Here is a 4,600-nt window from a genome sequence, read left to right as displayed (position 1 = left end):
GGGCGGCATTTTTCCCGACGTCATTGAAATCGACCCCGGGGGAGACCGGCGTGACGCCGGCGGGGAGGGGGCGCCCGGCGACGTGGGAGCCGATTCCGGTGACGAAGCCGAGCATCTGGAACTTGAGCGGGAAGTTGAGAGCAAGCCGGCTGTCGAGCACGTTTTCCGGGACCGCCATGGAGAACACCTCCGGGGCAGGACGGACGTCGCCGCGCAGGAAGAGCATGGCGATAATCCGGTCCGACAGCTGCATGATCGGGTCGGCGACCGATTCGAAACAGCTGACGGCGATGGTGTTTTTCCGAATCCGTTCGATGGTGTGGGAGTAGCAGAAACGGTAGAGCCCGTCCCAGTTCTGCAACGCGGCGTATCCGCCCATCATCGGACCGCTTTCCGCCCGGTAGCGGTTGGGGCGGCAGTGGTTGAATTCGGTCATGAAGAAGGGCTTGCCCGGATTCCGGGTGGTCATCATCTGGCGCGGCATGTAGGAGAGAGTGGCGATGGCGGAGCTCTGCGTATGTCCGTTGACGGTTCTGCCGTCGATTTTGACATAGGAGCGGTGGTCGTGGTAGCCGTGGTCGTCCACCACATCGAACTTGTCGCGCAGCGGAACGAAGTGGAGCCCCTGATGCTGGTTGACGCTGGTGACGGCGGCCTTGAGCTTGAGCTCCTCCTTGACGAAGCGGGCCATTTCCGCGAGACTGTTCCCCTTGAGTTCGAAGAGGAACTTGAGAAACTTCCGGTCGCCGGCATCGGCGCGGGCGTCGGGACAGTTGTTTTTCTTCTTCCACGCTTCGAAGAGCTGGAGATGACGTTCGCGGGAGGCGAGCGTATTGTTCCAGAAGACGAGCGGATCATCCTCGTTGACCAGATTGACGAAGACGAGCGCCGGTTCTTCGGCCAGTGTGAGCCCGGTGTAGGGGTTGCGGTGAGTGAGCCAGTTGCGGGCGAAGGTCTTCCAGTTCTCCAGCGCGGCGGAGTCGCTCTGGAACCAGGCCTTGGTGCTGCGGGGATTCGTTTCCGGCAGGCGGTCGCCGGGTTTGAGTTTGCGGCTGGTGAAGAGATCGGTGGTGATGTAGATGCCCCGCTTTTTCAGCGCGGCGATGAAGAAATCGAGCCGGTCGACCATTTCGGCGTTCAACGTGGTGGAGTCGGCGGCGGCAGGATCGACGAGGCTGTTGTCGTGGTGATGGAAACGGACCGAATTGTAGCCGTTGCGGGCGATCTGGTCTGCGATCTTCTCCGCCTCCTCTTTCGACGGAAAGTTCGCGCTCTGGCAGAGGTTGGTTCCGTAGAGCTTCAGCCGCCTTGCCGGCGCCTTTTCAAACCGGAGCGTGCCATCCGGAGCAGGGCGGACGAAGCCGTATTTCCCCGCCGGAGCGTCGAGCATCGGCATGAAATCGAGTGGACTGCCCGGAACGGTAGCGTTGCGGAAGTCCAGCCGGCACCAGTCAGCTCCGGCGGCGATGCGGGTGGGGAGATTCTTGCGGGAGGGCAGCAGGATCTTCTCCGGCGTAAAGGTCATGCCCAGCACGAACCAGATCACCTGCCGATGGGTGGCGCGCAGCGTGACGGCGACTGGCGTCCGGTTTTCCTGCAGCGGGAAGGTGGAGAGATAGGCGGAGACGCTGTTGTCCGCCCGGTCGCCGCGCCAGGCGACGACGGCGTTTTCCAGATTGCGTGAGCCGGTCCAGTTGCCGCAGTCGCGCAGGCCGGAGAGAGGGTAACGGCTCTCGCTTCCATCGGAATACCGTACGACGAGTTCGCCGAACTTCTCCGTCGGCGTCCACGCGGAGGTGTGGAGGAAATTGAGCGAACGCATGCCCGCCGGAACCTTGACCGGAATGGTAAGTTCGGGTTGCGCGCCGCGTTCCTCACCGCCGACGGCAGCGGCGCCGCGGGGGGAGACGGTGAAATCGAGCCCGAGCGCGGAGATCGTGCCGGGGCGGATCATGTAGAGCGACTCCTCCGGCCCCTGAAGGGTCCAGACCGGGAGCGTATTGCCCGGTTCCTCCCGGAAGGCGCGGGTGACGAATTTTTCGAGCGGGACCGGGACACCGGCGATCTTCCGTACGGTCATGTTCAGTTTGAGTTCCGCCCGGGAAACCTCTCCTCCCTCCGGTTGAAAGCAGAACATCACGCTGACGGTATCGTTTTTTTGACTGACTTTGCGGTTGTCCTGTATGATCACCCGTCCGCCGGCGGGGCGGATGACCAGCTCTTCCGCGCCGAACGTGCGGAGCACCACCTCCTTTGACCAGCCGGCGTAGAGCCGGGCTTTCTCCGGCCGCTCCGGAACGTTGACCGCTTTGCCGTCAACGAGGATGGCGCATCGGTCGGCGGGCAGGACAAAATTGCCGCTGATCCGGTTCAGGCGGACCGGCTCCTGCATAGTGAGCACCGCGTGAAGCTCCGCACTCTCCGGAGCCGTGGGCGTGATCGATTCGGCGATGACGCCCCGGCCGCTGCCGGGCAGGATGGTGCCGGAGAACTGTGCCCCGGTGGTGGCGACGCGGGATTTTTGCTCCTTCCAGTTCTTGTTGGAGACGAAGCGCCAGCGGGCGTCGCCGACAGCGATCTGGAAGGTCGCTCCCTGAAAGGAGAAGGTGCCGTCTTTCTGGAGGTTCAACGATTCAGGCAGGGGTGCGCCGACGGCGGCGAGGCCGGAGAACAGACGCAGAGTGGCGAGAATTTGTAATTTCCTTTTGTCCTCAATCCAGTTTGAAATAGACATTATCGGCCCCGATGAAGTGTTGCACTCCGGCGGTGATTGACGGGTTCAGACGGTAGCCTGCCGCATTGTCGGCGGAGGCGTGTCCATCGAAAAAGACGGCGTTGGCCTGATTGTTGTGCCGGAGATACATGCACAATCCGTTCGGTTGGGAGTAGCGCAGATGGATGTCCGCCCAGGGGAGTCCGGCTTTGTCCCCTTTGGTGTTGTCGCTTCCGGAGTCGGTCATCAAGATAGTTCCGGAAGGTTTCCGCATCCGGGGCAGAACATAGAAGATCCAGTTGTTCACTTTTTTGACGAAGGTTCCTAGTTCCGCCGGGCAGTTGTAGTTGTATTGCGGAATGCCGTAGACGCGCCAGAGCAGCTGGCCTCCGCTTTCCGACGGTGCGATGCGTTGACTGACCGAGGGGCAGTAGAGCACTTCCGAAATGGAGAGAGTTTCCCCGTTTTCCGTCACCTTGTGGCTGGGAAGATATTTGAGTTCGATAAGATACTTGCTGTAGGGGAGGGCACCGCTGCCGGAGGCGTTTCTGCCGCGCGAAAGAAACACACTCTGGTAATCGTTCGCATAGAGGATGCAGGCGCTGCCGGCCTGTTTGAGCTGATTCAGACAGGTGGTGGTCTTCGCCCGCTCCCGCGCTTTGTTGAGCGCCGGCAGCAGCATGGCCGCCAGAATGGCGATGATCGCAATTACGATCAAGAGTTCGATAAGCGTAAATGAACTGGATTCGGAATGCCGGGCGGATGGGTGTTTCATGAAACCTCCTTGTTACTGTTGCGGTGAATCCTTTTTCTATATTTTACCAAAAAAATTTTGAATTTCCAACTTGTAAAAACAGGAAAGATATATAAATTTGTAGCATAGATATCCAAATTCGCCGGAGGGAGGAGAAATGGCGTTGTCGATGCGTGCCAAGGGGACGGTTTATTGCCGGACACCCGGTTCAAAAGAATTTTCCTCCGCCGGTTACCTGAAGGCCACCCGCTGGCTGCGGGATGAGGCGTGGTATGACATTCATCCCTATTCGCTGGCGGTCTGGCCTCATCGCTGTGCGGATATCGTGCGCCACGGCAACTGGTGGTTTCAACGCAGCAACTACACCTGCATCGCATTGGAGCTTCAGGTGGAAGGGGAGACCGTCTACGAGAGCGACGGCCGTCGCGAAGTGCTGCATCCAGGGGAGCTTTACGTGACGCTGCCGGGAAATGATGTCTGTTTCGAGAACGGGCCGTCGAAATTCGGTCGGCAGCATCAGCTGGTGATTTCCGGCGGCATGGTGAAACTTCTGGTGGAATCGCTCGGCATGACCGGCTGTCGCAAAGTGGTATTCGGGCGTCCGGGGGAACTGGAAGAGCTGCGGGGCAGGTTTGCCCGCATTGCGGAACTGCTGGCGGCAAGGCGCCGGGAAGAGGCGGCGGAGAATTCGCAGCTCGGTTATGCGATCATCCTCGGACTGGCGGAAAAATACAGTTTTTCGGTCGGAACTGATCTGCCGCCGGTGTTGACTCGTGCGGTGTGGGCGATGGAGTCGGATCGCGGCTGTCATCAATCGGTGAGCCGGCTGGCGGCGGATCTGGGGACCAGCCGGGCGACGCTGACCCGGATGTTCCGCAACTTTCTTGGAATTTCTCCGCAGGCCTACTGGAACAAACTGCGCATGGAGAGTGCGATTCAGCTGGTCCGGGCGGGCCAGCTGTCGTTCAAGGAGATTGCCGAGCAGCTCGGATTTCGCAACTCCCTCTACTTTTCGACGGTCTTTCACCGCTACACCGGCCTCACGCCGACCGCCTTCCGGGTGCGCGGACTGGAGGAGACGGCCGGGGAGATGTCGTCTTCGCCACGGCACTGAGCCGGGAAGAGGAAAGTTT

2 protein-coding genes and 1 pseudogene are annotated in these 4,600 nt (G+C 60.5%); 1 reads left to right on the top strand and 2 read right to left on the bottom strand.

Annotated features, from left to right (window positions below):
- Both ACMLHG_RS08905 and ACMLHG_RS08900 read right to left on the bottom strand, forming a co-directional pair.
- Positions 1–2,734 (bottom strand): annotated as a pseudogene (locus ACMLHG_RS08905) (hypothetical protein); the annotation flags it as partial.
- Positions 2,712–3,488 carry a prepilin-type N-terminal cleavage/methylation domain-containing protein gene (locus ACMLHG_RS08900; RefSeq protein ID WP_417170265.1) on the bottom strand — a complete coding sequence of 259 codons (777 nt, stop codon included), beginning with the start codon at positions 3,486–3,488 and terminating at the stop codon, positions 2,712–2,714. The pseudogene ACMLHG_RS08905 and the gene ACMLHG_RS08900, both read right to left, overlap by 23 nt.
- Before the next feature lie 136 nt (positions 3,489–3,624).
- Between ACMLHG_RS08900 and ACMLHG_RS08895 the strand changes: the two genes are divergently transcribed.
- The gene (locus ACMLHG_RS08895; RefSeq protein ID WP_417170264.1) at positions 3,625–4,581 is read left to right on the top strand and encodes a helix-turn-helix transcriptional regulator; all 957 of its coding nucleotides are present in this window, start codon (positions 3,625–3,627) and stop codon (positions 4,579–4,581) included.
- Positions 4,582–4,600: the final 19 nt, after the last annotated feature.

It is taken from the genome of Victivallis sp., from assembly GCF_048170485.1.
Classification (GTDB): Bacteria; Verrucomicrobiota; Lentisphaeria; order Victivallales; family Victivallaceae; genus Victivallis.
This window is presented reverse-complemented; position numbering and strand designations above follow the sequence as displayed.